General features: G+C 51.0%; 1 protein-coding gene. It reads left to right on the forward strand.

Annotation, left to right across the window (positions count from 1 at the left end):
- Positions 1–2 precede the first annotated feature (2 nt).
- Positions 3–1,171, forward strand: a 1,169-nt coding sequence (gene tuf, locus B0682_RS09285; RefSeq protein WP_078308456.1) for an elongation factor Tu, incomplete at its 3' end; no start/stop codon positions are given.

Raw genomic sequence — 1,171 nt, forward strand, 5'->3', positions numbered from 1 at the left:
CCATGGCCAAAGAGAAATTTGAACGAAACAAACCCCACCTAAACGTAGGCACAATTGGGCACGTTGACCACGGCAAAACCACCCTAACAGCCGCCATCGCTACTGTTGCTGCTAAGCACCATGGAGGCGAAGCCAAAGACTACGCCGCCATCGACAACGCCCCTGAAGAAAAAGCCCGAGGCATCACCATCAACACCTCACACATCGAATACGACACCGCCAACCGCCACTACGCCCACGTCGACTGCCCAGGGCATGCCGACTACGTCAAAAACATGATTACCGGTGCCGCCCAAATGGACGGAGCCATCTTAGTCGTATCAGCCACCGATGGACCAATGCCCCAAACACGTGAGCACATCCTACTATCACGCCAAGTAGGCGTACCCTACATCATGGTATTCATGAACAAATGCGACATGGTAGATGACGAAGAACTCCTAGAACTGGTTGAAATGGAAGTACGTGAACTGCTCAGCGACTACGAATTTCCTGGTGACGACACCCCAATCATCAAAGGATCAGCCCTAGAAGCCCTAAATGGCAAAGACAGCAAATACGGCGAACCAGCCATCTTAGAACTACTAGAAACCCTAGACACCTACATACCAGAACCAGAAAGAGCCGTTGACAAAGACTTTCTAATGCCCATCGAAGACGTATTCTCAATCTCAGGGCGTGGCACAGTCGTCACAGGACGAGTTGAATCAGGCGTCATCAAAGTCGGCGAAGAAATCGAAATCGTCGGCATCAAACCCACCACCAAAACCACCTGCACAGGTGTTGAAATGTTCCGCAAACTACTGGACGAAGGACGAGCAGGCGAAAACTGTGGCGTACTTTTACGTGGCACCAAACGTGAAGAAGTACAACGTGGGCAAGTACTGGCCAAACCAGGCTCAATCACCCCCCACACCAAATTTGACGCTGAAGTCTACGTACTAAGCAAAGAAGAAGGTGGACGTCACACCCCATTTTTAAACGGCTACCGTCCACAATTCTACTTCCGTACCACCGACGTTACTGGAGCAATCACCCTACAAGAAGGCACTGAAATGGTCATGCCAGGCGACAACGTCGAAATGAGTGTTGAGCTAATCCACCCAATCGCCATGGACAAAGGATTACGCTTCGCCATTCGTGAAGGCGGTCGTACAGTAGGTGCTGGTGT

Source organism: Lwoffella lincolnii, assembly GCF_002014765.1.
Lineage (GTDB): Bacteria > Pseudomonadota > Gammaproteobacteria > Pseudomonadales > Moraxellaceae > Psychrobacter > Psychrobacter lincolnii.